Below are 24,948 nucleotides of genomic sequence, written 5' to 3' on the forward strand. Positions count from 1 at the left end.
AGAAATGCAGGCCTTCCCCCTGACGCTCGACAAATTCCTCGATCACGCCGCCAAATGGCGTCCCGGCGTCGAGGTCGTGACGGCGGTGGGAGAGGGACGGGTCCAGCGCGTCGGCTACGCCGAACTCCGGCGGCGCAGCCTCAGGATTTCGGCGGTGCTGGCGGGCCTCGGCGTGCGGGCGGGCGAGCGGGTGGCGACCTTGGCGTGGAACACCCAGGCCCACGTCGAGGTCTGGTACGGCGTCATGGGCATGGGGGCGGTGTGTCACACGCTGAACCCGCGCCTGACCGAGGCGCAGCTGGCCGCCATGGTCGGGCAGTCGCAGGCGCGCATCCTGATCGCCAGCGCCGACCTGGCGCCGCTGGCGCGGCGGGTCGCGGCGCGGACGCCGACGCTCGAGACGGTGCTGACCATCGACGCCCCGGCCGGCGCCGCCGGCCCTGCCGCCGACGACCTCGAGCCGCTGATCGCCGCGGCTGGCGAGGATGCGGTCTGGGGCGGCTTCGACGAGACCGCGCCTTGCGGCCTGTGTTTCACCTCGGGGACCACGGGCGCGCCCAAGGGCGTGACCTACACCCATCGCTCCAGCTTCCTGCACACCCTGCGATTGCTCCAGGCCGACGTCATGGCGATTACCGCGACCGATGCCGTGCTGGCGGCGGTGCCGATGTTCCACGCCAACGCCTGGGGCCTGCCCTTCGCGGCGCCGGCGGCCGGGGCGCGGCTGGTGCTGCCAGGGCGCGAGCTGGACGGGGCCAGCCTCGCCCGGCTGATCAACGCCGAGGGGGTGACGCTGGCGGTCGGCATCGCAACCGTCTGGCTGGGGGTGCTGGAGCATCTGGAGGCGACCGGCGGCGAGACCCCGAGCCTGAAGCGGATCATCGTCGGCGGCGCGCCCATGGCGCCGGCCCTGATGGAGCGGATCGAGCGGCGGCTGGGCGTTACGGTGCAGACCAGCTGGGGCATGACCGAACTGTCGCCGCTGGGGACCTGCGCGCCGCCCGACGATCCGGATCGGACAGCCCAGGTCTCGGGCCGCCCGGCCTTCGGCGTCGACCTGCTGCTGACCGACGCCGACGGCCGGACCCTGCCGGAACAGCGGGGCGTCGAGGGCCATCTACGCGTCCGCGGCGCCGCCGTTCTGGAACGCTATTTCGGCGAGACCGACAGCGCCACCGATGCGGACGGATGGTTCGGCACCGGCGACCTCGCCCGGATCGGCATCGACGGCGATCTGGTCATCACCGGCCGGGCCAAGGATCTGATCAAGTCCGGCGGCGAATGGATCAATCCGGCCGAGATCGAGGCCGTGGTCAACGAGCACCCGTCGGTTTCCCTCGCCGCCGTGATCGGCCGGCCCGACCCGAAATGGGGCGAGCGGCCCGTGCTGGTTATCCAGACGCGGGACGCGCAGGATGTCAGCGACGAGGACATCCTGTCGCCCTTGCGCGGCCGCGTGGCCCCGTGGTGGATTCCCGATGAGGTCATTCGCTTGCCGGAGATGCCCCTGGCCTCGACCGGCAAGATCGACAAGATGCGCTTGAGAGTTGACTATGGCGGCTGCTGAAAAGACGTCCGGACGCGAGACGCCCAAGGCGCGGAGCGAAGCGGCCGAGGCCGCCAGGCCGCGGCGACGGCGCACCAAGGTCGAACAGCGCGCCGACAAGATGGAGCAGATCCTCGACGCGGCCGAGTATCTGTTCTCGGTGCACGGCCTGTACGGCGTGACGCTGAAGGACGTGGCCCAGCGGGTCGGCGTCCACCACACCCTGCTCAACTACTATTTCACCGACAAGAAGAAGCTGTTCGACGCCGTCATCGCGCGGCGGGCCGAGGTCACGAGTGGGCTGCGGATGAAGGCGCTGGATGAGTATGAAGCCGCCAGCGGCGACACGCCGACGGTCGAGGGCGCCCTGCGCGCCTTCCTCGACACCGACCTCGACCTCTACAGCCAGGGCGGGGAGAACTGGAAGAACTACGGCGCCCTCGGCGCCCAGGTTTCCAACACGACCTATGGCGCCGAGTTGATGGACCTGCATTTCGACCCGGTGGTCCTGCGGCTGATCGATATCCTGAAGAAGGCCCTGCCGGGCTGCGCCGAGGCCGACATCTTCTGGGGCTATCACTTCGTCACCGGCGGCCTGATGCTGACGCTGGCGCGCACCGGGCGGATCAACCGGCTGTCGGGCGGGCTGTGCGACTCCGATGATTTCGAGGCGGTGAAGGACCGGATGGCCACCTTCATGGCCGCCGGCTTCCTGAGCATCTGCAAGCCGGGCGCCGCGCGGCCGGCGCTCTGAACGATCCAATCACACACAACGGGAGACAAGGCATGACGCTCAAGGGGCGGGTGGCGATCGTGACGGGCGCGGGCGGCGGGCTGGGACGCCAGCACGCCCTGTATCTGGCGCGTCAGGGGGCGCATGTGACGGTCAACGACCTCGGTCAGGCGGCCGCCGACGCCGTCGCCGCCGAAATCGTCGCGGCGGGCGGCCACGCCATCGCCGTCGCCGGCTCGGTGACCGACGAGGCCGCGGTCGAGGCGATGGTCGAACGCACGCTGGCGACCTGGGGCCGGATCGACATCCTGATCAACAACGCCGGCATCCTGCGCGACAAGAGCTTCGCCAAGATGAGCCTCGACGACTTCCGCCTGGTGCTGGACGTGCATCTGATGGGCGCGGCGGTCTGCTCCAAGGCGGTGTGGGAGGTCATGCGCCGGCAGACCTACGGCCGCATCGTCATGACCACCTCGTCCTCGGGCCTCTACGGCAATTTCGGCCAGGCCAACTACGGCGCCGCCAAGATGGCCCTCGTCGGTCTGATGCAGACACTCGCCATCGAGGGCGAGAAATACAACGTCCGGGTCAACTGTCTCGCCCCCACCGCCGCCACCCAGATGACGCAGGGCGTGCTGTCGGAGACGAGCCTGACCCAGCTGGATCCGGCGCTGGTCAGCCCGGGACTGCTGCCGCTGGTGGTCGAGGACGCCCCGACGCGCGCCATCCTGTGCGCCGGAGCCGGCCATTTCGCCCGCGCCTATGTCACCCTGACGGCCGGCCGATACATCGGCGGCGAGGCCGGGGCGGGCGAGCGGCTGCAGGCGGCCTGGGCCTCGGTCTCCGATCCGGACGGCGCCATCGTCCCCGACTACGGCTTCACCCAAGCCGAACGCGAGGTGGCCAGCGCCGAGGCTCACGCGGCGGCGGCCGTCGCGTGATGGCCGGGGGCGGGAGGATCGCCGGCCCTTGCGCCGGCTGATCGGCCAGTTTCACCCGGCGCTCCGCAGCCAGGCGCGAGCGCATAACTTCGTGTTTCCGGCTGCGAACCGGCCTTAACCGGGCGCGCTTTCATGGCACAAGGGAGCTTCCCCTTTCAGTCCGTATGGATATCGCATGAAAAGAGCCCGGCGCGCCCGCATCGTCGCGACCCTCGGACCCGCCAGTCGGGCGCCCGGCACGGTCAAGGCCTTGGCCCAGGCCGGGGTCGACGTCTTCCGTCTGAACTTCAGCCACGGCTCGCATGAAGACCACGCGGCGGCGCTGAAGGCCGTGCGCGGCGCCGAGATGGCGCTGAAGCGGCCACTCGGCGTGCTGGCCGACCTGCAGGGGCCGAAGCTGCGGCTGGGCCGGTTCAAGGACGTCGAGATCGACATCAAGCCGGGCCACAAGATGCGCTTCGACCTCGACCCGACGCCGGGCGACGCGACGCGGGTGCAGATGCCGCATCCGGAAATCTTCCGCGCCCTGCGCACCGGCATGCTGCTGCTGCTCGACGACGGACGGGTGCGGCTGCGGGTCAATGAGCGCACCGACGACTGGGCCGATGTGACGGTCGAGAGCGGCTCGAAACTGTCCGACCGCAAGGGCGTGGCCGTGCCAGAGGCGGTGGTGCCGGTCTCGGCCCTGACGCCCAAGGACCGCGAGGACCTCGCCTTCGCCCTGCGCATCGGCGTCGACTGGGTGGCGCTGAGCTTCGTCCAGAAGGCCGAGGACATGGCCGAGCTGAAGCAGATCGTGAAGGGCCGCGCCGCCTGCCTCGCCAAGATCGAAAAGCCCCAGGCCCTGGTCGAGCTGGAGAGCATCCTCGACTACTGCGACGGCGTCATGGTCGCGCGCGGCGACCTCGGCGTCGAACTGGACCCCGAAGAGGTGCCGGTGGCGCAGAAGCAGATCATCCGCGCCGCCCGCCATCGCGGCGTGCCGGTGATCGTCGCCACCCAGATGCTGGAATCGATGACGTCGTCGCCGGCCCCGACCCGGGCCGAGGCGTCTGACGTCGCCAACGCCGTCTATGAGGGCGCCGACGCCCTGATGCTGTCGGCCGAAACGGCCTCGGGCGACTATCCGCTGGAATCGGTCGGCATCATGAACCGCATCATGGAGCGCGTGGAGCGCGACCCGATGTGGCCCAGCCTGATGGACGCCGAACACGCCGGCATGGACGAGCACGACGTCGACGCCCTCGTCGCCGCGGCGCGCAAGGCGGCCGAAGCCCAGTCGACCGCCGCCATCGTCGTCTTCACCACCCTCGGCGGGACGGCGCGGCGGATGTCGCGCGAGCGGCCGCTGCAGACGGTGCTGGCTTTGACGCCCAAGCCGGAGACGGCGCGGCGGCTGGCGCTGGTCTGGGGACTGGAGCCGCGTCTCAGCCGCGAGCCCGCCTCGCTGGAGGAGGTCACCGACGACGCGGTCGCCAAGGCGGTCGAGTTCGGCCTCGCCGAGCCGGGCCAGCGGTTGCTGATCCTCGCCGGCACGCCGTTCGGCGCCCCGGGGGCTGCGAATCTGCTGCGACTGGCGCATGTTCCGACGAAGGCGAAGCGCTGACGGGCACCCCCTCCACCGCTTCGCGGTCCCCCTCCCCCTGAGGGGGAGGAGACGTCCGGCATGATCAAATACATCGGCTCGAAGCGCGCGCTGCTGGCGCAGATCGTCGCCGCCATCTCCGGCGTGCTGCCGCAGGGCGGGACCGTCTGCGACCTGTTTTCCGGCTCCGCCCGGGTCGGGCATGCGCTGAAGAAGCAGGGCTTCCGGGTCTGGTCGAACGACCACAACGCCTACGCCCATGTGCTGGCCACGGCCTATGTCCAGGCCGACCGCGACCGCTGGCTGGAGCGGGCGGAGGCGGTGCTGGCCGAACTGCGCGCCGTGGCGCCGGAGGCCGGCTGGTTCACCAAATCCTTCTGCGAGGACGCCCGATATTTCACGCCGGAGAACGGGGCCCGAATCGACGCCATGCGCGCCCGCATCGCGGCCATGGCGCTGGAGCCGGAGCTGGAGGCAATCGCCTTGGTCAGCCTGATGGAGGCGGCCGACCGGGTCGATTCCACCGCCGGCCTTCAGATGGCCTATATGAAGTCGTGGGCCGCGCGGGCGCTGAAGCCGCTTGAGCTCCGGATGCCGGACACCCTGCCCGGCGTGCCGACCGGGCCGTGCAAGGCCACCCGCGCTGACGCCGTCGAACTGGCCCCCTCGGTCGAGGCCGACCTCGTCTATCTGGACCCGCCGTACAACCAGCATTCCTACCTCGGCAACTACCACTGCTGGGAGAGCCTGGTGTTGTGGGACAAGCCCGAGACCTATGGGATCGCCAACAAGCGGATCGACGTGCGCACCCGCAAGAGCGCCTTCAACAGCCGCCCCGGCATCGCCCCGGCGCTGCAGGCGGTGATCGAGGGGCTGAAGGCGCCGAACCTGATCGTCTCGTTCAACGACGAGGGCTATCTGGGCCGCGACCAGCTGGTGGACATGCTGTCGGGGCGAGGCGAGGTGCAGGTCATCGAGATCGCCCGCCCGCGCTACGTCGGCGCCCGCATCGGCATCCACAATCCCAAGGGCGACAAGGTCGGAACCGTGGGCCGGCTGAGGAACGTCGAATATCTGTTCGTGGTCAGCGAGCGCGGGGTGAATCTGGCCAACGCAGCCTGAGCGTGGCGTTGGGAACGCGACGGATTTGCGACCGTTATGTCGGTCATGGAACAGATGACCTTCACCCCCTCGCGGCGTCTGGAAGCGAACCGGGCCTATGGCCGGATGGTAGACGCCTTCGAAACCGTGGCCTGGCGGCCGCCGTCCGCGACGCGCTTCGACAGTCACGTGGCCAATGACGCCGGGGTCCCGTCGCCGGTGGTGAATGAGTGGACCACGGAGCTGCCCGGTTGGGTCACCGTGATCGCCGGCGGCCTGGCCGCGGCTCTCGCCGGCGCCCTGATGGGCGGAATGCTTCAGGTCTGACGCCGGACACGTCCGCTTTTGACGCAGGCGCATGTTTCACCGGCCGCTGGCCCCTTCGGGCCGGGTCTTTGAAAACGTCCAGATCGCAGGAAGTGTCCGTCACCAGCCTACCTTCAGGCGCCGTCAAGGCGCTGAAAACCAACCGCAATCCTCCGAAGTGTCCGAAAGTGTCCCACGAATTTTCCGTGGACACGGACACTTTTCCGTCGGCTCAACCTTCCAGCAGCGCCCGGATAGGGGCCCAGCCGCGGCGGTGGGCCGGGCAGGGGCCGAGGCTCCGAAGGGCGGCCTGATGCACCGGAGCGTTGTAGCCCTTGTGCCCGGCGAAGCCGTAGCCCGGATATTCCGCGTCCAGTTCCACCATCAGCCGGTCGCGCGCCGTCTTGGCGAGGATCGAGGCGGCGGCGATCGACAGCGACAGGCCGTCGCCGCCGACCACCGTCTGCACGTCGCACGGCAGTTGGAACCGGTAGTTGCCGTCGACCAGGGCGGCGACCGGCTGGACAGCCATCGCCTCGATAGCCCGGCACATGGCCAGTCCGGTGGCGTGCAGGATGTTGAGTTCGGCGATCTCCTCGACCGAGGCGAAACCGACGCCCCAGGCCACGGCGCGGGCCTTGATCTCGATCTCGATGGCCTCGCGCCGGGCGTGGGTCAGGGCCTTGGAGTCGTCGATGCCCTCGGGCAGATCGTCGGGGTTCAGGATCACCGCCCCGGCCGAGACCGGCCCGGCCCACGGCCCGCGCCCGGCCTCGTCAACGCCGCAGACGAGGCCGCCGCACGACTGGATCAGCACCGTCTCCAGCGCCAGCGTCGGGAAGCCGCGCGGCGCTTTCGCGGCGGGCTTCACCTTGCCGGTTTTTTTCGCGGGAGCCTTCACGACCCCGCCATCGCACGAACCTGCCGGTGACGGAAGCATTCCACGCCGTGATCGTTGACCATGCCCACCGCCTGCATGAAGGCGTAGACGATCACCGGGCCGACAAAGGTGAAGCCGCGCTTTTTCAGCGCCTTCGACAGGGCCTCCGATTCGGGTGTGGAGACCGGCCGCGCGGCGCTGTCCGGCCAAGCGTTCTGGACCGGGGCGCCGCCGACGAAGGACCACAGCCATTCGCTGAAATCCTCGCCCTGATCCCGCATCTCCAGCCAGATCTTCGCCCCCTTGATGGCGCTGTTGATCTTGGCGCGCGAGCGGATGATGCGCGCGTCGCCCAGCAGCCGTTCGATATCCGCCTCGCCGTAGCGGGCGACGATCTCCGGGTCGAAGCCGTCGAAGGCTTCGCGCATGCCGTCGCGCTTTCTCAGGATGGTAATCCACGCCAGCCCGGCCTGGAAGCCGTCCAGCACCAGCTTCTCCCACAGGGCGCGCGGGTCATGTTCGGGCACGCCCCACTCCTCGTCATGATAGGCGACGTACAGCGGATCGGTCCCGCACCAGGCGCAGCGGTGGAATGAGTCGGCCATGGCGACAGGGTAGGGCGGCCGGCGTCCAAGTGCAGCCTCGAACGATCGGCCTCACTCAGTTCTGAACTGGACAAGCGCCGCCGGAGACGAAACAACTGGTCTTCCATCACGGAGGATTCCCCCATGCGTATCGCCCTGCTCGCCGCCACCGCGGCCGCCCTGACCCTCGCCGCCTGCTCGCAGCAGACCGGCGACAACGCCGCCGAAACTGCCGACGCGGCCGGCGACACCGTGGCCTCGGCCGCCCAAGACACCGCCGAGAACGTCGACACCGCCGCCGACAACACGGCCACCGCGACCAACGAAGCCGCCGAGGACGTCGACGCCTCGATCCAGACGCCCGCCGAGACCCCGGCCCAGTAATCAAACGGGCCTGAGGATCGGTGACGCGCCCGGGGCCCGCCCCGGGCGCGTTTCTAATTCACGGCCCAGTCCGGGCGGCCGACGGTGACGGGCCGTCCGTCGACGGTCAGGGCGCCGTCGATCCGGTCGAGGCGCAGCAGGGCCATGGCGGCGCCGTCGCGGCCGCCGAGCACCTCGCCGGCGCGCAGGTCGCCGTTCAGGATCTCGGCGCCGAACGCCGGGGCCGGGCCGTCGAAGGCGATCGGCAGCATGCGGGTCTTGATCGTCCCCCGCCGCTTCATCCGGGAGGTCGTCTCCTGCCCAACGAAACAGCCCTTCTGGAAGTCGATGCCGTTCAGCAGATCGAAATTCGCCTCGATCGGATAGGTCTTGTCGGACGGGGCGTCGGTCGCCGGATCGGGGACGCCGACGGCGAGGCGATGGGCCTGCCAGTCGGCTTCGGTTGCGTCGACCGCCGCCGCGCCGCCGTAGCGCCGGCCGCCGAGGTCGGGCGCGCGCGGGTCGGCGGTGAAGCCGTCGGCGACGCCGGGCCATGAGGCGAAGACCGCGCGGTCGTCCGCCTCGACCGCGACCTGGGCCCTGAGCCTGTACATCGACAGGCGCTGCAGCAGCGCCTCGCGACGGTCGGCGGCGACGTCCAGCAGCACCCCGGCGGCCTCGCCCCACAGGAACAGATCGAAGAGCAGACGGCCCGGCGGGGAGAGGAGGGCCCCGAAGCGCAACTGGCCCTCCGCCAGGGTTTCGACGTCCTGGGTCAGCAGATTGTGCAGGAAGGGCCGGGCATCGGGGCCCGAGACCCGGATCAGGGCGCGGCTGTCGAGGCGGGCGATGCGGACGGTCATGGAGTGCAGATAGGGAAGCCCGCCCCTGTGGACCACACCCCTTCGACGCTGAGGGATCGGGAGAATCCGTATACGGTCCAATCATGAGCGCCCGGTTCCCCATCCTCTATATCGCCGAGGCGGGCGCACAGGACGCGGTGCTGTCCAGCGGGGTGCTTGCCTGGCTGGTCGATGCCATGCCGCAGGCGGGCTTCACCATCGTCGGATCGCCGGCCAGCGCGCCGCTGTTCGCCGACACGCCGCGCCTCGACCGGCTGATCGTGCTGGAGAAGGAAAGCCGGCTGGACTGGCTGGGCCTGTGGAACCAGGTGCGGGCTACGTCCTGGGGGCTGGTGGTCGACATGCGCGGCTCGGCCCTGTCGGGCAAGCTGAAGCGGCAGAAGCGGGCCGTGCGCGGCGAGCCGGAGGCCGGGGTGCATGCGGTCGAGCTGGCGGCGCGGGTGCTGCAGCTGGACGAGGTGCCAGCTCCGCGGCTGTTCGTCTCCGAGGCGACGCGGGTCTCGGTCGAGGCCCTGATCCCGCCCGGCGAGGGGCCGTTGCTGGCGATCGGGCCGGGGGCAGCGTGGATGGGCCGACGCTGGCCGCCCGAGCGCTTCGCCAAGGTGGCCTCGGCCCTGGTCGGCGACGGCGGGCCGCTGGAAGGCGGCAAGGTCGTGGTGGTCGGCGACGACAGCGATCGAGACGCCGCCCACACCATCCGCCTGGCCCTGCCGCGTCACCGCACCATCGAGCTTCACGGCCGGCTGAGCCCGCTGCAGGCGGTGGCGGCGGTCGGGCGCAGCGCCCTGTATCTGGGCGGGGATTCGCTGTGGACCGATCTGGCGGTGGCCTCGGGCACGCCGGTGGTCGCCGCCTACGGCCCGTCCGACGAGGCCGAGCGGGGGCCATGGGGCGGGATCGCGGTGCGCGGGCCGCGCTCGGTCGAGGAGTACCGCAAGATCGATCCGCGGCTCGATCAGGCCATCGAGCATATGAACGACCTGCCGGCCGAACGGGTGCTGAAGGCGGCTCGCAAGCTTCTGGCGGAGCGGGTATAGGGCCGGGCCATGACCCAGACATACGACTTGATCGTCCGCGGCGGCGAAGTGGCCAATCATGCGGGGCGCGGCCTCGCCGACGTGGGCGTGATCGACGGGCGGATCGCCTTTGTCGGCGACCTGTCGCAGGCCTCGGCCGGCGAGGTGGTCGACGCCACCGGCCTGACCGTCCTGCCCGGCGTGATCGACACCCAGGTGCATTTCCGCGAGCCGGGGCTGGAGTGGAAGGAAGACCTCGAGACCGGCAGCCGGGCGGCGGCCCTGGGCGGGGTCACGGCGGTGTTCGAGATGCCGAACACCGAGCCGAATACGACCGATCCGGACACCCTGGCGGACAAGCTGGACCGGGCCCGGGACCGGATGTGGACCGACCACGCCTTCTACATCGGCGGCACGCACGAGAATGCGAAATACCTCGCCGAGCTGGAGCGGCTGCCGGGCTGCTGCGGCGTCAAGGTGTTCATGGGGGCCTCGACCGGGACCCTGCTGGTCGCCGACGACGACGGGGTTCGCGAGGTGCTGCGCCATGTGAAGCGGCGGGCGACCTTCCATTCCGAGGACGAATACCGGCTGGTCGAGCGACGCCCGCTGGCCCGGCCCGGCGACTGGACCAGCCACCCCGAGGTCCGCGACGCCGAGAGCGCCATCCGCTCGACGCGGCGTCTGGTCGGGCTGGCGCGCGAGGTCGGGGCGCGGATCCATGTGCTGCACGTCTCGACCGCCGACGAGGTGCGCTTCCTTGCCGACCACAAGGATGTGGCCACGGCCGAGGTGACGCCGCAGCATCTGACGCTGGACGGGGACGAGGCCTATGCTCGCCTGAAGGGCTACGCCCAGATGAACCCGCCGATCCGCAACGCGGCCCATATCGCCGGCCTGTGGGGCGGGATCGAGCAGGGGGTGTTCGACGTGCTGGGCTCGGACCACGCGCCGCATACGATCGAGGAGAAGGCCAAGCCCTATCCGGCCTCGCCTTCGGGGATGCCGGGGGTGCAGACCCTGGTGCCGGTGATGCTGACCCATGTGGCCAAGGGGCGGCTGAGCCTGGACCGGTTCATCGACCTGACCTCGCACGGGGCCAATCGGGTGTTCGGCATCGCCGGCAAGGGGCGAATGGCCGAGGGCTATGACGCCGACCTGACCATCGTCGACCTGAAGGCGAGGCACGTCATCGCCCATGCCGACATGGCCAGCCGCTGCGGCTGGACCCCGTTCGACGGCTTCGAGGCGACCGGCAAGGCCGTGGCGACGATCGTGCGCGGGCGGCTGGTGATGAAGGACGGCGAGCTGGTCGGAAGCGCGCATGGGCGGCCGGTCCGGTTCCAGGAGACGCTGGCCTGAGGCCACGGTTTCAGAAGGGTTGGCGGTCGGGGTCGGTGCGCCAGACGCGCCAGCTTTCGACGACCGACCAGACGACGGCGATCATCAGGCCAGCGAACAGGGCGTAGAGGCCGGCCGGCTGCGGCGCGAGGGCGGCGGCGGCGAGGCCGAACAGGCCGAGGACGAACAGCAGCCGCCCGGCCAGCCGGTTGCTGCGATCCCAGGCGAGGCGGCTCTTGTAGGCCCACGGCGTGCGCACGCCGACGAAGGGATTGGGGCCGACCCGGCCGAGGAAGGCGCCGGCGGCGAGCAGGGTCAGGCTGAGGCCCGCCATGGGCAGGCCGCCGGCGATCGAGGTCACGCCGCCGAGGCTGGCGCCGCCGGCGAACAGGGCGACGCCGAGCACGGTGACGACGCAGACCAGCTGGGCCATGCGCAGGGCCCGGCGGCCGGCGGGGTCGCCGGCCCGGGCCGCGGCGAGGCCCATGCCGCCGCCGACCAGCACCAGCAGCCCGCCGAGTCCGGCGATGAGGGCGCCGACCTCCTCGCGCGCGCCCCATCGGTCGACCTCGCCGGACAGGCCGTAGTGGACGGGCATCAGCTCTGTCGGTCCGGCGAAGAACACCCCGGCGCCGGCGCCGGCGATCATCAGGCCCGTGAGCCCGGTGGCGATGTCGGCGATGGCGGGTCTGGCGGGCGGGTTCATGGGCGGTCCCTTGTCTGGTCCGGCGCCCCGGCGCCGGTCATCTGCAGCAGGAAGGCGAGGGCCTCCTCGACGGCCGAAATCTCGAGCCGGTAGCGGATCGAGACCCCGTCCCGCTCGGGCGAGACCAGGCCGGCCTCCTTCAGGGCGTTGAGGTGGCCGGTGATGGTCGGCCAGCTCATGTCGAAGGCGGCGGCGATGTCGCCGGACGGCATCGGGCCCCGGCGCAGCATCTCGATGATGCGGCGCCGCACGGGATGCGACAGAGCCTTGAACAGCACGTTCATAGGGGGAACGCTAATTAGGAAATTCGCTAAGTTCAAGGGTTTTCGATGAAGGGGCCAAAGAAAAAGGGCCGCGTCCATGCCGGACGCGGCCCCTGATCGGGGAACGGGTGAGAACCCTATTCGATATCTTCGTTCAGCAGGCCGACCTTGAAGAAGCCCTTGGCCTGCAGCTCGTTCATGACTTCCATGAACTGGTTGTAGGTGACTTCCGGGTCGGCGCGGATGAAGACGCGCTCGTCCTTGCAGGCCGGGTCGCCGCCGCCGAGGGCGGTGCAGACGTCCGAGGCCAGGCCTTCCAGCGACGACTGCTGGTCGGCGATGAAGATCGAGCCGGTTTCCTGGACGGTGATGTACACCGGGTCCTTCTGCACGGCGTCCGGCGGGGGCGGCACCGCCGGCGGCAGGTCGAGCCGGATCGACACCGTGGCCATGGGGGCCGCGACCATGAAGATGATCAGAAGCACCAGCATGATGTCGACGAACGGCGTGACGTTGATCTCGGCGTTCTGGTCAATGGTGTGGCCCTTGCCGCCACCAGGTCCGGAAAGTTTGGCGCCCATGCGCTGGTTCTCCATCTGGCCCGGCGCGAAGGCGGCGAGCGACGCTAAAAGCTTCGGACCGTCTCTTGGCGTCCCCGGCCCGGCTTGTAAAGCGGGTTCGGGACGAAGTCGGTTCCCTCGCGGCTTTCGTCTACACTTTACGCCTCGGGGGCGACCCCCGTCGGCCCCGATCAGCGCCCCTGGGCCAGCTTCAGGAAGCGGTCCTTGACCGCGGCGTCGGTCTTGAAGGCGCCAGTGAAGCGCGTGGTGATGGTCGAAACGTGGCGGTGATGCACGCCGCGGGTGGTCATGCACTGGTGTTCGGCGTCGATCAGCACGGCCACGCCCGCGGGCTCCAGGTGCGATTCGATGGCCCCGGCGATCAGCTGGGTCAGGGTCTCCTGGGTCTGCAGCCGGCGCGAGAAGATCTCGACCACGCGCGCCAGCTTTGAGATGCCGACGACCTTCTCGTTCGGAATGTAGGCGACATAGGCCTTGCCGAGGAACGGGGCCATGTGGTGCTCGCAGTGGCTCTCGACCTCGATGTCGCGCAGCAGCACCATGTCGTCATAGCCCTGGACGTCCTCGAAGGTGCGCGACAGCTCCTTGCCGACATCGGCGTCATAGCCGTCGAACCATTCGCCATAGGCGTCGACCACCCGCTTGGGCGTGTCGATCAGGCCCGGACGGTCGGGATTGTCGCCGGCCCAGGCCAGCAGGGTCCGGACGGCCTTCAGGGCCTCCTCGCGCGACGGGCGCGTCGTGGTCGGGCCCGTGACCGGGTCATTGTCGCCGACCAGAACGGGCTTGACGGGAGTAAGGCTCATGGGACGGTTCTCGAACGCGCGGCTTTGTAAGTCGCGGGGGACTGTTTATCAGCTTGGCGGCGTATATGGGACCGCTCGTCCGTCCCGCAAGAAAACTCTCCCGCAAAGACCGCTCATGCCCCTGACGATCCACGACACCCTGCACCGCGAGAAGCGCGTGTTCACGCCCCGCGACCCCGACCGGGTGACCCTCTATGTCTGCGGCCCCACGGTCTATGACTACGCCCATATCGGCAACGCCCGTCCGCCGGTGGTGTTCGACGTGCTGGTCCGCCTGCTGCGCCGTGAATACGGGGCCGACAAGGTCGTCTTCGCCCGCAACGTCACCGACGTCGACGACAAGATCAATGCGAAGGCGGCGAAGGAGGGGACGCCGATCGGCGACGTCACCGCCCGCTACGAGGCCGCCTATCTCGAGGACATGGCCCGGCTCAACGTCAGCCCGCCCGATATCGCCCCGCACGTCACCGACCATATGGCCGCCATCGTCGCCCAGATCGGCGCCATCATGGACCACGGCTGCGCCTATGCCGCCGAGGGTCACGTGCTGTTCGACGTCTCATCCTACGAGGCCTATGGCCGCCTATCCGGCCGCAACCTCGACGACATGATCATGGGCGCCCGCGTCGAGGTCGCCCCCTACAAGAAGAACCCGCACGACTTCGTCCTGTGGAAGCCGTCGAAGCCGGGCGAGCCGTCGTGGCCGTCGCCGTGGGGCGAGGGGCGCCCCGGCTGGCATATCGAATGCTCGGCCATGATCGAGGAGACCCTCGGCCTGCCGATCGACATCCACGGCGGCGGCATCGACCTGGTGTTTCCGCACCATGAGAACGAGATCGCCCAGGGCGTCTGCGCCCACGGCCACGCCCATGAAAGCGCGCCGCACGCCGAGTACAGCCGCTACTGGATGCACAACGGCTTCCTCACCGTCGACGCCGAGAAGATGTCCAAGTCGGTCGGCAACGTCCTGCTGCTGCATGATCTGGTGCAGTCGATGCCCGGCGAGGTCGTCCGCTGGGCCTTGCTCAGCGCCCACTACCGCCAGCCCCTGGACTGGAACCAGTCCCTGCTGGACCAGAGCCGCAAGGCGCTGGACCGCCTCTACGGCGCCCTGCACCGCGCCGCCGCCGTCGCCGCCTCGACCGACGAGCCGCCGGTGGAATTCCTCACGGCCATCGAGGACGACCTGAACACCCCGGGCGCCATGGCGACCCTGTTCGCCCTGTCCAGCGAGATCGAGCGCGCCATGACCGCCGGCGATCACGGCGTCGTCGCCCGCGCCAAGGGCGAACTGATCGCCGCCGCCGCCCTGATGGGCGTGCTTCAGGCCGATCCGGGCGCCTGGCTGGAGGGCGAGGTCGCCGACGACCTGCGCGCCGAGGTCGAGACCCTGCTCGAACAGCGCGCCGCCGCCCGCACGGCGAAGGACTGGCCCGAGGCCGACCGCATCCGCGACCGTCTCAACGCCCTGAACGTCGTCGTCATGGACGGCCCCACGGGCGCCACCTGGCGGTTGAAGGGGTAGGGGCGCCAACCGTTCACCTCCCTATCGGCGAAGGCCGATGGGGAGGACGGTCGCTGCGCAGCAGCGGCCAGGAGGGGGCGGCTCCGTCAGATGCTGGTTCGCGCCGGACTCCCCCACCGCCTGCGCCGCCCCTTCCCGATCGTCGCTGACGCGCCGATCTGTCCTCCCCATTCGCCTTCGCGAATGGGGAGGTGAGGGCCATGACGCTGTGCTTACAATCGGCGAATCTATAGTCTAGTTATCAAACTATTAGACAGCCTATTCAACGCACTAGCCTTTTCCCAAACCGTTTTGTCTGTCCTAGGGCGGGCCTCCCGTAAACTGCTGCCCATCCCGTCGAAGGGGAGGGCGTCGGATCCACGTTCCTCGATGGCGGCGGGCTGTGGTCGAGCGATGAAGCCCGGGCGACGGAGAGTCCGGGGGTCCTCGAGGGCAGGGATGGATCCTGCCCGCTTGCTCGCCGCGCGCTAACGGATTGCGGACTGCTGACGTCCCATGGCCGTCATGTCCGCCCCATGTCGGGTGCAGCAATGACCCCGGCGTGATCCGGCAAGGCCCGAATGCCAGGGCCGCCAGCCGGAGGGCGTGTGGAAAACGACTGCGCGGGGCGGTCTGCTTCGTCGAAACGGTTATCTATCAAAGCACCGGGCGAGGCCCGGCCGCCCCGCTCCCTCCCCACCCGCTTGTCCGCAAGCGGCCAAGAGTCATGCCCGCCTCCCTCCCCGCGACGGGGAGGGAGAACCGCTCTCAGGTCTTTGACAATCGAACCGTAACCGCGCCTCAGGTGATGTGCTTCGCCGAGGGGGGGTCGCTGGCCGGAAAGCTCTCCTCGATGCTTTCGTCGATCAGCGCCTCCTGCCGGTTCTCGGCCTTGCGCTCGTCCTCGCACAACTGGTCCGGCTTGCCGGTTTCGCGGTCCGCCTGGCGGGCGTAGGCGACATCGTCGGCCGGGGCCTGCTGGTGTTTCGGGTTGGGTGTCTCGGTCAAGATAAGCTCCTCAATTCTTCGGATGATCTTCGTCGCCGTCCGGGCCGTAGCCCAGTTCGGAAATGTCGTCGTCTGACAGGCGTTTGGCCTCCCAGTGGGCGGCGCTGGCCTGGGCCCCGCGGGCGTTCCGCATCAGGCCGGAATAGACCAGCTCCACCTCATCCGGTCCGCCGCCGCCCGAACTCTCGCCGTCGATCTCGGTCAGCTTTTCGCCGTCGACGCCCAGCAGGGCGTCGGCCTCGGCCTCGATGCCGGAGGCTCCCAGTTCGTCGTCCACGTCGTCGATGTCGTCCTCGTCGAACGGCTCCTCGTCGGCGTCGCCGTCCATCTGGGTGACGTCCAGCACCGGGTCCGCCTCGTCCGGCAGGATGTCGCCGTCGCCCTCATCGTCGATGTGGGTTTCGTCAAAGGTTTCAGACTGTTCCTGATCGTCGGAGTAGTCGTCGATGTCTGGCACGGGAACCTCCATAGCTGGAGGAACAACGCGGCTGAGTCAGGCGGCGTTCCAGCCTTCGGCCACCGCCCGGTCCAGCGCGGCCCGCATGTCGTCGATCACCGCCGGCCAGCCGTCCACCGCGCCGCGAATGAAGACCCTGGTCGCGGGGTAGAAGACATAGCCGTCGGTCTTCATCAGATGCCAGTCGTCGGGCGCGGCCACCAGCCAGGTCCGGGCCCCGCAGGACGCCGCGATATTGGTCCCGGCGATGCCCGGCCCGATCACCAGATCGCAGGCGACCGACAGGGCGGCGACATCCTCGAGGTCGTCCTTGAGATTGATCGGCGGGGTCCACAGCTGCGCCCCCGCCGCCTCGGCGGCGGCGAGGTCGTCCGAGACATCGCCGCACTGCAGGTTGATCATCACGCAGCCCGGCGTTCGCAGGATCGGCTCCCAGCGCTGGAAACTGGAGGCGAAGACGGCGGCCCGTGATCCGGACATCACCAGACTCTTCCAGTGAAGACCGACCTTGAGCCCCGGTCCCAGCTTTTCCAGCTCCGCCTTCCAGTGGCTGACCCGCTCGGGATCGGGCCGGATATAGCCGTGGTGCTTCGGAAACGCCGCCACCGACGGTCGGTAGACCCCCATCAGGCTGGCCATGGGGAACCAGAACTCCGGGGCCTCGTCCGCCGGCAGCTTCTCGATGAAGGGCACATAGCGGGTCAGCCGGCCCTCCAGCCGCACCGCCTTGTGGCCGCCGACGATCGCCTTCGGGAAGCTGCGCTGGAACAGGTCGACCATCCGCCTCTCGACGGCGATGAAGACCTGACCCTCCGGTCCGACCGCCTCGATGACGTCGTTCAGACAGTTGGCGAACACCAGTTCGTCGGCGATGCCCTGTTCCCCGACGATCAGCAGCCGCCGCCCGCGGATATCCTGTTCCGCGGGCGCCCAGCGGGGCGCCGGAACCGCCACCCGCAGGGCGTCCGGCAGATAGGGGTTGAACCGGACCTCATAGGCCTCGAACCCGTCGGGCAGCCTGCCCTCGCCCATCAGCATCAGGGCCCGCGCCATGTTCATCATGGCCACCTCATAGGCGCCGTCGGCGCCCGGCAGGGCCGCCTCCAGGTCCTCCATGGCGCCGGCGATGTCGCCCAGCGGCCGCCGCACATTGGCGCGGTTGTAGCGCGCCTTGGCGAATCCCGGATTCAGCCGCAGCGCCTCCTCGAAGAAGGTCAGGGCCTCGTTCAGCCGCCCCTGGTCGTTCAGCACCGTGCCGAGGGTGTTCCACAGGATCGCGCTTTCCGGCTCGATCTGAAGCATCGGACGCAGGGTCTCGATGGCGTCCGCATACCGCTGCTGATCGCGCATGACGCAGGCCAGGTTGTTGGTCGCCTCGATATGTCCGGGATTGGCGGCCAGAAATTTGACCAGCAGCTTTTCGGCGATCTCGAGATAGCCGAGACGCTGCGCCAGCCGGCCCAGGTCATGGGCGATGTCGATCTGCGCCGGCAGCAGCTTCAGCGCCGCCTCATAGGCGTGCAGCGCGGGCCCGAACCGGTTGACCTTCTCCTGACAGATCGCCAGCACATGCCAGGCCACGCCGTTGGTCTTGTCGGTCTTCAGCACGGCGAGGGCGCGCTCGGCGCCGCCCTCAAAATCGTTCAGGCGGATCGCGGCCAGCGCGGCCTTCAGCAGATCCAGCGACTTCTTGCGGGTCTTGAGCGACCGGTCCTTCCCGGCCGCCAGAACCTGCGAAAGCCGGTTTATGGCCGCGGGAGACGCGGCGTCGCCGGCCATGCCTTGCGCCGTCGGCGCCGGCGCGTGGGCGGCGTCATCCGCCGGAAGGGAGGGGGTCTGGGCGAGGAGCATGGACGACTCGGACTGTGATGACCCGCCATCTAACCGTCGCCAGCCACAATACATGGTTAACCACGACTGTTTATCGTGCGTTTGTTCCGGCTTCCTAACGTCGCCGTGCGCCTGTTCAGGAGACGCCCCGAATGCCGCTGAAGCTGTCGCTGAAGCCCGGTGAGAAATTCGTGCTCAACGGGGCCGTCGTCCAGAACGGCGATCGCAGGGGCGTGCTGATCCTCCAGAACAAGGCCAGCGTGCTGCGTGAGAAGGACATCATGCAGCTCGAGGACGTCAACACTCCCGCGCGGCGGGTCTATTTCCCGGTCATGATGATGTACCTGGACGAGGCCTCGGCGCCGAAGGTCTATGACGAGTTCGCGAGGCGTCTGACCGAGTTCATGAGCGCAACCCGCAATCCGCAGGTCCAGGCCGACTGCGTCGCAGCCTCCCGGCATGTGATGTCGCGCGAATACTACAAGGCGCTGATGGCCGCGCGCAAACTGGTCGATTACGAGGAAAATCTGGCGAATGTCGCTTCAGGCGTACAAGACCGCGGCGGCGCGGGCTGAAAACCCGCGTGAGTTGGAGTATCGGCTGTTCGGGCAGGTGACCCGGGCGCTGATGCACGCCTCGACCGTCGACAAGACCGATATCAAGACCCGAATCGACGCCCTGGACTGGAACCGGCGGCTGTGGTCGACGCTGGCCACCGACTGCTCCGATCCTGGCAACGCCATGGACAAGAGCCTGCGGGCCCAGATCATTTCGATCAGCCTGTTCGTCGGCCGCCATTCCTCCGCCGTCATGCGCGGCGAGGAGGGTTTCGAGGACCTGATCGACATCAATCGCATGGTCATGCAGGGCCTCGCCGGCCCCGGCGCCCAGGCCGCCTGAACTCAGCCGCCTCGGCGGATCAGTTCGTCGGCCAGTTCGGCGGTCAGATAGCCGTCCGCCAGCCGCCCGGTCGCCATCTGCCAGCGACGCAGCGCCGCGCGGGTATTGGCCCCGATCACCCCGTCGATGCCTTGGGTGTCATAGCCGAGGGCGGTCAGGGCGCGCTGGGCCCCGATCCGCTGGTCGCGCGACATCGGGGCGTCGTCGGGCCATGTCGCGACCAGTCCCGGCCGGCCCTGGATGCCGTCGGCGGTCAGGCCGATCGCCAGGGCGTAGCTCACCGAATTGTTGTAGCGCCGGATGACATAGTGGTTCGGCAGGGCGAGGAAGGCCGGCCCGCGCGCACCTTGCGGCAGCAGGATCGTCGCCTCCTCGCCGGCCTCGGCGGCGTTGGGTGCGCCGCCATGGGCGAGGGTCACGCCGCGCGCGGCCCAGTACGACCACGGATGGCGCGGCCCCTCGGCGTCGGAATAGTCGAAGTTCGAGGGCAGGACGACCTCATAGCCCCAGCCCTGACCTCGCTTCCAGCCGGCCTGGGCCAGCAGGTTGGCGGCCGAGGCGAGGGCGTCGGCGTCCGAGCCCCAGATATCGACCTTGCCGTCGCCGGTCTCGTCGACGCCGAGCCGCAGATAGTTGTCGGGCATGAACTGGGTCTGGCCCATCGCCCCGGCCCAGCTGCCCTTCAATCCGGCCCGCGGCCGGCGTTCGTCGACAACGATGTCGAGCGCGTGCTTCAACTGCTGCTCCGCCCAGTCGCGGCGGCGGCCGTCATAGGCGAGGGTGGCCAGCGAGCGGATCACGTCATTGTCGCCCTGCACCTGACCGAAGGCGGACTCCTGGGCCCAGATGGCGACGAGGATTTCGGACGGAACGCCATAGCGCTGCACCACCGACCACGGCACGCGGTCCGTGCGCTGCCGGCCCTGGGCGATGCGGCTGGCGGTGACGGCGTTCTGGACATAGGCCCCGGCCGGGCGGCTGAACTCCGGCTGGTTGCGATCCAGCCGGATCACCGACGGATCGGGCGTCAGCCCCGCCAATTCCCCTTCGTACCGCGCGCGGCGGGCGCCGCCGTGGCGGGCGAGAAAGCCCTGCTTCCAGCCCTCGAAGCCGGCCTGGTCGACCGGCCCGGCCACGGGCGGGGTCGGGACGGGAGCGGGCGGCGGCTCGGCCGGCGCCGGCGCTGGCGTGGGTCCCACAGGCGGGGGCTCCGGCAACATGGGCGCGCAGGCGGCGACGGTTCCGATGAGGATAAGGCGAAGGCTGAAACGCATGATGTGCAAGCTAGTCTCCCCGGCGGCCGGGGCCTCATAACAAGTCCGCGAGTCAGGCGCGCGACGGAAAGATACAGCGCCCGGATGGAGAAAGCGTTGCCGTGAGACGGCCATGCCCTGCCGTTAACCGTCAATGTCCTTGGCGCGGTAACGGGTAGAGGCGCATAGGACGACGGCTCTCTGAGACCGACACGGCCTGGTGGCGGAGGGGCGACGCGTCGGGCCCGCAAGCCCGAAGACCCTCCGTTCGACCCGGAGGCCAGGCCTCCAATTCCTTGCCGCGCCGCTGACCCGCGGGCGGACGACAAAGGCGCCGCCATCCTGTTGACGGCTGAAGGAAGCCTCTCTATACGCACCGCTCCGCCGCAGGTTCGTCCCGCGGCTTTTCTGTTTTGCTTTGCCTCAGGACGACGACCATGAAGGTCCGCAGCTCGCTCAAGTCGCTCAAGGGTCGCCACCGCGACTGTAAAGTCGTGCGCCGCAAGGGCGTCGTTTATGTGATCAACAAGACCGACCCGCGCTTCAAGGCGAAGCAGGGCTGATCCAGCGCTCTAGCAGGCCGCGACCGCGTCGCGGCCGATAGCGCACAAGGATGGTCTATCCACAGGTCGCGGGCCTTGTCCGCGGCCTTTTTCGTGCCCGATGTTGAGCCGGCCGGAGAGGCGTGGTTAGCGTCCGGGCTCTGTTCCATTCCCGCTTTCCAGGAGTCCGCCCGTGGCCGACGACGCATCCTTCGACGCCAGCCCCGACGTCCTGACCTCGGCGGCCCAGGGCCGCCTGCGCACCATCATCGAGCGCATCGAGCGCCTCGAAGAGGACAAGGCCGCCGTCATGGCGGACATGAAGGAGGTCTTCCTCGAGGCCAAGGGCGAGGGCTACGACGTCAAGATCCTGCGCAAGGTCATCCGCATCCGCAAGCAGGACAAGGCCAAGCGCCAGGAAGAGGACGCCATCCTCGACCTGTACATGGCCGCGCTCGGCGAGATCTGACACTGAAGCGAACCGGCTTTGGCGGCGGCAAGGGCGGTTCGAAATCGCCCTCAAGCAGCCGTTCCGGCGATAGGGCGGCAAAAAAGCCGCCCGCCAGTCCGTTTGAAGCCGAACGCAAGGCGGCCCAGCGCGCCGCGCTCAACGCCATGCGGCGCGCCCGTCGGGCCGCCGAAAAGGCCGGCATCCCCCTGTCCGAATGGGAAGGCGAGTTCCTCGATTCCGTTTCGGAGCGGGTGAAGACCCACGGCCGCGCCTTCGGCGATCCCGAACTGGGCGCGCCGGGTCAGGCCCTGTCGGCGATGCAGGGCCGCAAGCTCAAGGAAATCGCCGCCAAGGCCCGCGGCGAGGAACCGAAACGGCGCTGGGGGCGCAAGGCCCCCAGGCCGGCGGACGGCTGATCAGAACAGGATCTTGCGCAGCGAGAGGCTGATCGTGCGCCCCTCGGGATCGAGGAAATCCGGCTGGTAGTTCAGCGGCGTGTCGCCCGTGGCGCTGGTGACCTCGGTGCGGCTGTCGAACAGGTTGCGCACGCCCAACTGCAGGCGCGCGCCCTTGAGCCACGAATATCTCTCGACCCATTTGGTCTGGGCCCCGAGATCGATGAACATGTTCAGATTGACGGTCGCCAGGCTGGAGAAATTCAGGTCCGGACCGGTTCCGCCGTCAATGCGGGTGCCGTCCTGCCAGTTGGCCTGAAGGAAGGCTCCCATGCCGCTCTTGAACACCCCGCCCTGGGCCTGGACTTCATGGCGGGCCGTGCCGCCGCGGCTGGAGGTCGCCGCCCCGTCAAGCAGGTCGAGGATCGGCAGGCCCTCGGCGATCAGGATCTGATCCTGGATCCGGTAGGTATGGTAGACCGACAGCATGAAACGCCCCTGACCGGCCTGCATGCCGCCGCCGCCTCGACCGCCGCCGCCGCCCATGCGAACCATCGGTCCGCCGCCGCCCTCTCGCCGGCCACTCCGGGGACCGCCGCCGCCGGGGCCGCCGGGACCGCCGCCGACCACGATCGGCCCGCCGACTCCGGGCTGGGCTGCGGCCGGCGTCGGCGTTCCAAACGCCTTGGAGAAGTTGAAGCCCGTGCGCACATCCTCGCGCTCGGCCCGGGCGAAGTTGATCGGCCGGGAGTCGATCGCGATCAGATCGCCGTCGGCGTCGCGGCTGAAGCGGCTGGGCAGGGCGGCTTCGAGGTCCGGGGTGATGGTCGGGAAGCTGTTGATCGCATTGTCGGTGGCGTTGCGGGTCCAGGTCGAGCTGATCGACAGATTCTCTTCCTTGAACGGGCGCAATGTGATCCCGGCCTTCCAGACGCGGCGGTCCTCGGCGTCGAGGTCGGCGTTGCCGCCTTCGACCCGGTTGACCAGCACCGTCTCGCCCGTGGCGAAGTCGAACACCGGAACATTGGGCGTCGAGATCACCGGGTCGTTCAGCTGGCCGATCGTCGGCGCGCCCTGCTCGTCGGTGTAGCTGACGAGGAAGGAGACCATCTCGAGCGGCGTCCAGTTCACGCCCAGACCCAGGATGGCCAGGCCGCCGAAGTCCGACAGGTCTTCGTAGCCGGCGTTGAAATTGACCGACAGGTCGCCGAGCTGCGATAGAACCCCGGTGCGGGTGCTGGCGATGGGCAGGTCGAAACTGGCCTGGCCGCTGTAGCGGTCCCGCGATTGCGACCGCTCGGTGGTCACGCCCGAGCGGGTGCTGATCGAGTCCAGCGAGCGGGTGTCGGCGCCGAACTTGAACGTCGAGGAAATGTCGCCCGCCGGCAGCTGCCAGACATCCCCGTTCAGGACCACTTCGGTGGCCAGCGCCTCGGACACCGAATTGGCCGTGTCGTTGGGGGTCAGGGCGAAGTCGGCCGGGACGAGGGTCGCGAACGGATTGGCGTCGGCGTCCCCCCCGTCGAGGCGGGTCTGGAACGGGGCGGCGTTGTAGCCGCGCCCCGTGACGGTGTCCGTCTCGACCCGGTTATAGTCGCCGGACCAGGTCCAGCGCCAGTTCTCGCCGAGGAAGCCGTCGACGAGAACCCCGGCCCCGGCCGTCAGCGAGTCGGTGCTGCGGCCGAGGGCGGCGGCGTCGTCGAGATAGCGATAGACCAGAACATCGTCGGAGAAGTCCGACCAGGGATTGGTCTCGGGCAGGTTCAGCACCACGCCGGGCAGGCCGTTGAAGCTGCGGCTGCTGTTGTCCTCGAGGCTGCCGCTGAAGGTGACCTGCGTCGTGCCGTTAATGTCGCGCTTGACCGTTCCGCCGAGCGTGGTGTTCTCGGTGGCGGCTATCAGGGTGCGGGAGATGCCCAGATCTCCGGTGCGCGGATCGCCATAGGCGGCGGCGAAATCGCCGAGTCCATATCCGCCGGTCGGCACGGGCGCGACCGTAGCCGTTTCGCCGACCAGGCCGGACAGGGCGGGATCAATCTCGGTATCGAACGGATTTCCAGAGATGTTGCCGATCAGGTCATAGGGCGTGGACCCCGGATCACGCACCAGGTCGCGCTCGCTCTCGAACAGCGGCGTCGCCTTTTCGTACTCCAGCTCCATCGACCATCGGTCGCCGCCGGCGATGCGCAGGACATTGGCGTCGACCTCGGTGACAGAGCGGCCGCCGGAGGTCGGCAAACGGCCCTCCAGCTCGGCCGTGAGCGACTGGAAATTGGCCTTGAGGACGAAATTCACCACACGCTGGTCGGCCCGGTAGCCGTATTGCAGGGCGACTTCCTCGGGCAGGATGTCGACCCGCTCGATCGCCTCGGGCGGCAGGCCGCGGATCTCGCGGAAGCCCGAGATGCGCCGTCCATTGACCAGCATCACCGGCTGGCCGCCGGAACCGCGCGAGCTGCGGGTCACCGGCTCCAGATAGGTCAGCAGTTCGGCGATGCTGCCCGCGCCATAGGACTGGATGTCCTCGGCGCTGAGCGTCAGATCCGGCGGGATGTCGCTGTCGACGCTGCCGCGCGGCCGTTGGCCGGAGACGGTGATCGTGCCCAGATCGACGGCGCCGTCGAGGTCGTCGTCATCGGCGGTCGGGGCAGGCGTCGCGTCCTCGGGCGTCGCCTCCTGGGGCTCCGCGTCCTGCGGTGTCGCGACCGGCCCGGAGGCGGCCGGCGGGGGAACCTGCTGCACAGCCGGTTGGGCCGCGGGCGCCGGCGCGGTCTGGATCATGCCGGCCATAAGGCCGGACAGGGCGGTGGTCACGAGCAGCATGCGGCGATGTTCCGGGAGGAGAGAGACAATGGGCTTGAACGTGCCGCCCCGGCATTTCCGTCGTGTTGCAAGCGCGAAACGGGCCGGGGCGCCGCCGGTGCTGTCGCACGACGGGGCCGTCGGACCTGAGTGAACTTTCGTTCAGGTTGCAGTCCTTCTGAAGGCGTCGC

At 69.1% G+C, this 24,948-nt stretch carries 27 protein-coding genes and 1 tRNA gene; 16 read left to right on the top strand and 12 right to left on the bottom strand.

Translation table 11 applies throughout. The annotated features are described in order from the left end of the window. Positions 1-4 precede the first annotated feature (4 nt). The 6 genes from ACK4JY_RS08095 to ACK4JY_RS08120 all read left to right on the top strand — a co-directional run bounded on the left by ACK4JY_RS08095 (position 5) and on the right by ACK4JY_RS08120 (position 6,233). Positions 5-1,567, top strand: a complete 1,563-nt coding sequence (locus ACK4JY_RS08095; RefSeq protein WP_409604527.1) for an AMP-binding protein — start codon at positions 5-7, stop codon at positions 1,565-1,567. Then, positions 1,554-2,300, top strand: coding sequence for a TetR/AcrR family transcriptional regulator (locus ACK4JY_RS08100; protein WP_409604529.1), 747 nt, complete (start codon positions 1,554-1,556; stop codon positions 2,298-2,300). Before ACK4JY_RS08095 ends, ACK4JY_RS08100 begins: the two co-directional genes overlap by 14 nt. Positions 2,301-2,332: 32 nt before the next feature. Next, positions 2,333-3,220, top strand: coding sequence for an SDR family NAD(P)-dependent oxidoreductase (locus ACK4JY_RS08105; RefSeq protein WP_409604531.1), 888 nt, complete (start codon positions 2,333-2,335; stop codon positions 3,218-3,220). A gap of 175 nt (positions 3,221-3,395) precedes the next feature. Then, a complete protein-coding gene (gene pyk, locus ACK4JY_RS08110) occupies positions 3,396-4,826 on the top strand; it encodes a pyruvate kinase (RefSeq protein WP_409604532.1) in 1,431 nt (476 codons plus the stop codon). A gap of 60 nt (positions 4,827-4,886) precedes the next feature. After that, positions 4,887-5,927, top strand: a complete 1,041-nt coding sequence (locus ACK4JY_RS08115) for a DNA adenine methylase (RefSeq protein ID WP_409604534.1) — start codon at positions 4,887-4,889, stop codon at positions 5,925-5,927. A gap of 45 nt (positions 5,928-5,972) precedes the next feature. Then, positions 5,973-6,233 carry a hypothetical protein gene (locus ACK4JY_RS08120; RefSeq protein ID WP_409604536.1) on the top strand — a complete coding sequence of 87 codons (261 nt, stop codon included), beginning with the start codon at positions 5,973-5,975 and terminating at the stop codon, positions 6,231-6,233. Positions 6,234-6,444: 211 nt separating this feature from the next. Here the strand turns inward: ACK4JY_RS08120 and ACK4JY_RS08125 are convergent, their stop codons facing one another. Further along, positions 6,445-7,083 (bottom strand): ribonuclease HII, encoded by a 639-nt coding sequence (locus tag ACK4JY_RS08125; RefSeq protein ID WP_409604538.1) that lies wholly within the window; start codon positions 7,081-7,083, stop codon positions 6,445-6,447. A gap of 26 nt (positions 7,084-7,109) precedes the next feature. After that, positions 7,110-7,697 carry a DNA-3-methyladenine glycosylase I gene (locus ACK4JY_RS08130; RefSeq protein WP_409604540.1) on the bottom strand — a complete coding sequence of 196 codons (588 nt, stop codon included), beginning with the start codon at positions 7,695-7,697 and terminating at the stop codon, positions 7,110-7,112. A gap of 123 nt (positions 7,698-7,820) precedes the next feature. Between ACK4JY_RS08130 and ACK4JY_RS08135 the strand changes: the two genes are divergently transcribed. Beyond that, positions 7,821-8,060 (top strand): hypothetical protein, encoded by a 240-nt coding sequence (locus tag ACK4JY_RS08135; RefSeq protein ID WP_409604542.1) that lies wholly within the window; start codon positions 7,821-7,823, stop codon positions 8,058-8,060. A 53-nt stretch (positions 8,061-8,113) separates the two neighbouring features. Here ACK4JY_RS08135 and ACK4JY_RS08140 read toward each other — a convergent pair whose 3' ends face one another. Continuing rightward, the gene (locus ACK4JY_RS08140; RefSeq protein ID WP_409604544.1) at positions 8,114-8,902 is read right to left on the bottom strand and encodes a YgfZ/GcvT domain-containing protein; all 789 of its coding nucleotides are present in this window, start codon (positions 8,900-8,902) and stop codon (positions 8,114-8,116) included. An 83-nt stretch (positions 8,903-8,985) separates the two neighbouring features. Here ACK4JY_RS08140 and ACK4JY_RS08145 point away from each other — a divergent pair, with 83 nt between their 5' ends. Both ACK4JY_RS08145 and ACK4JY_RS08150 read left to right on the top strand, forming a co-directional pair. Beyond that, positions 8,986-9,939, top strand: a complete 954-nt coding sequence (locus ACK4JY_RS08145; RefSeq protein WP_409604546.1) for a glycosyltransferase family 9 protein — start codon at positions 8,986-8,988, stop codon at positions 9,937-9,939. A gap of 9 nt (positions 9,940-9,948) precedes the next feature. Beyond that, positions 9,949-11,280: a dihydroorotase gene (locus ACK4JY_RS08150; protein ID WP_409604548.1), complete on the top strand. Its 1,332-nt coding sequence runs from the start codon at positions 9,949-9,951 to the stop codon at positions 11,278-11,280. 10 nt (positions 11,281-11,290) lie between these two features. Here ACK4JY_RS08150 and ACK4JY_RS08155 read toward each other — a convergent pair whose 3' ends face one another. From ACK4JY_RS08155 to folE, 4 genes are all read right to left on the bottom strand, one after another. Continuing rightward, positions 11,291-11,965, bottom strand: coding sequence for an SdpI family protein (locus ACK4JY_RS08155; RefSeq protein ID WP_409604550.1), 675 nt, complete (start codon positions 11,963-11,965; stop codon positions 11,291-11,293). Continuing rightward, a complete protein-coding gene (locus ACK4JY_RS08160) occupies positions 11,962-12,249 on the bottom strand; it encodes a metalloregulator ArsR/SmtB family transcription factor (RefSeq protein WP_409604552.1) in 288 nt (95 codons plus the stop codon). The genes ACK4JY_RS08155 and ACK4JY_RS08160 overlap by 4 nt, the downstream gene beginning before the upstream one ends. 116 nt (positions 12,250-12,365) lie before the next feature. Next, a complete protein-coding gene (locus ACK4JY_RS08165) occupies positions 12,366-12,809 on the bottom strand; it encodes a biopolymer transporter ExbD (protein ID WP_409604554.1) in 444 nt (147 codons plus the stop codon). Positions 12,810-12,979: 170 nt separating this feature from the next. Further along, entirely contained in the window at positions 12,980-13,615 is a 636-nt protein-coding gene (folE, locus tag ACK4JY_RS08170; RefSeq protein WP_409604556.1) for a GTP cyclohydrolase I FolE, read from the bottom strand. 115 nt (positions 13,616-13,730) lie between these two features. On the opposite strand from folE, the gene cysS reads away from it, so the two are divergent. After that, positions 13,731-15,140, top strand: a complete 1,410-nt coding sequence (cysS, locus tag ACK4JY_RS08175) for a cysteine--tRNA ligase (protein WP_409604558.1) — start codon at positions 13,731-13,733, stop codon at positions 15,138-15,140. A gap of 780 nt (positions 15,141-15,920) precedes the next feature. Here the strand turns inward: cysS and ACK4JY_RS08180 are convergent. From ACK4JY_RS08180 to ACK4JY_RS08190, 3 genes are read right to left on the bottom strand one after another with little or no spacing between them, the layout of a single operon-like run. Beyond that, positions 15,921-16,127 (bottom strand): hypothetical protein, encoded by a 207-nt coding sequence (locus ACK4JY_RS08180; protein ID WP_409604560.1) that lies wholly within the window; start codon positions 16,125-16,127, stop codon positions 15,921-15,923. Positions 16,128-16,137: 10 nt separating this feature from the next. Continuing rightward, on the bottom strand, positions 16,138-16,584 hold the full coding sequence (locus tag ACK4JY_RS08185) for a hypothetical protein (protein WP_409604561.1): 447 nt from the start codon (positions 16,582-16,584) through the stop codon (positions 16,138-16,140). 36 nt (positions 16,585-16,620) lie between these two features. Then, complete coding sequence (locus tag ACK4JY_RS08190) at positions 16,621-18,435, bottom strand: tetratricopeptide repeat protein (protein WP_409604563.1); 1,815 nt, start codon at positions 18,433-18,435, stop codon at positions 16,621-16,623. 131 nt (positions 18,436-18,566) lie between these two features. On the opposite strand from ACK4JY_RS08190, the gene flbT reads away from it, so the two are divergent. Further along, positions 18,567-18,989, top strand: a complete 423-nt coding sequence (gene flbT / locus ACK4JY_RS08195; protein ID WP_409604565.1) for a flagellar biosynthesis repressor FlbT — start codon at positions 18,567-18,569, stop codon at positions 18,987-18,989. Beyond that, a complete protein-coding gene (gene flaF, locus ACK4JY_RS08200; protein WP_409604567.1) occupies positions 18,949-19,314 on the top strand; it encodes a flagellar biosynthesis regulator FlaF in 366 nt (121 codons plus the stop codon). Before flbT ends, flaF begins: the two co-directional genes overlap by 41 nt. A 2-nt stretch (positions 19,315-19,316) precedes the next feature. On the opposite strand, the gene ACK4JY_RS08205 is transcribed toward flaF, so the two are convergent. Then, on the bottom strand, positions 19,317-20,588 hold the full coding sequence (locus ACK4JY_RS08205) for a lytic murein transglycosylase (RefSeq protein WP_409604568.1): 1,272 nt from the start codon (positions 20,586-20,588) through the stop codon (positions 19,317-19,319). Positions 20,589-20,781: 193 nt separating this feature from the next. On the opposite strand from ACK4JY_RS08205, the gene ACK4JY_RS08210 reads away from it, so the two are divergent. From ACK4JY_RS08210 to ACK4JY_RS08225, 4 genes are all read left to right on the top strand, one after another. Beyond that, positions 20,782-20,858 (top strand) — tRNA-Ala (locus ACK4JY_RS08210). A 146-nt stretch (positions 20,859-21,004) separates the two neighbouring features. Continuing rightward, complete coding sequence (ykgO, locus tag ACK4JY_RS08215; protein ID WP_168044709.1) at positions 21,005-21,130, top strand: type B 50S ribosomal protein L36; 126 nt, start codon at positions 21,005-21,007, stop codon at positions 21,128-21,130. Between the two features lie 172 nt (positions 21,131-21,302). After that, a complete protein-coding gene (locus tag ACK4JY_RS08220; RefSeq protein WP_409604570.1) occupies positions 21,303-21,578 on the top strand; it encodes a DUF2312 domain-containing protein in 276 nt (91 codons plus the stop codon). 2 nt (positions 21,579-21,580) lie between these two features. After that, entirely contained in the window at positions 21,581-21,976 is a 396-nt protein-coding gene (locus tag ACK4JY_RS08225; RefSeq protein WP_409604605.1) for a hypothetical protein, read from the top strand. Here the strand turns inward: ACK4JY_RS08225 and ACK4JY_RS08230 are convergent, their stop codons facing one another. Next, positions 21,977-24,778: a TonB-dependent receptor gene (locus ACK4JY_RS08230; protein WP_409604572.1), complete on the bottom strand. Its 2,802-nt coding sequence runs from the start codon at positions 24,776-24,778 to the stop codon at positions 21,977-21,979. Positions 24,779-24,948: the final 170 nt, after the last annotated feature.

The sequence above is a fragment of the Brevundimonas sp. genome (assembly GCF_046295595.1).
Lineage (GTDB): Bacteria > Pseudomonadota > Alphaproteobacteria > Caulobacterales > Caulobacteraceae > Brevundimonas.